The organism is Agromyces mediolanus (assembly GCF_023715325.1).
Classification (GTDB): domain Bacteria; phylum Actinomycetota; class Actinomycetes; order Actinomycetales; family Microbacteriaceae; genus Agromyces; species Agromyces mediolanus_A.
In genome coordinates this window covers 1-477 of the sequence record NZ_JAMBNX010000029.1, presented here as the reverse complement: position 1 = coordinate 477, position 477 = coordinate 1, and the positions used below count along the sequence as shown (strand labels likewise).

1 protein-coding gene is annotated in these 477 nt (G+C 56.0%); it reads left to right on the top strand.

Annotated elements, in window-relative coordinates:
• A partial coding sequence (locus tag M3147_RS18925; protein ID WP_251204944.1) for a family 1 glycosylhydrolase occupies window positions 1-344 on the top strand: 344 nt, incomplete at its 5' end.
• Between the last annotated feature and the right edge of the window lie 133 nt (window positions 345-477).

Genomic DNA, 477 nt, shown 5'->3' with positions numbered 1-477 from the left:
ACTATAACGACTGGCGCCTGCCGGTGTTCCCGATTGAAAACGGCATCGGGGTGATTGAGTCCTGGGACGGCGAACATCCCATTGCCGACGATTACCGCATCGCTTACCATCGCGACCATATCAACGCCATGAAAGCGGCCATCTTTGAGGATGGGGCGCAGGTGATCGGCTATCTCGGCTGGGGATTAATCGATATCCTGAGCTCACAGGGCGATATGCGTAAGCGCTACGGCGTGGTGTACGTCAATCGCGAAAACCATGACCTCAAGGACCTGCGGCGGGTGCCGAAGAAGAGCTATGCATGGCTGAAGCAGGTGTTCCGCAGCAACGGCGAAGCGATGTAACGCTGCCCTGGCGGTCAGATGGTGTATCCAGCCTGCCAGCCACTCACTGAATGGATAAGGACCGGGAAATGACGGCGAAGTATCTGCAAATCGCGCGGGAAATAAAAAAACGCATCATCAGCCAGCAGTATCC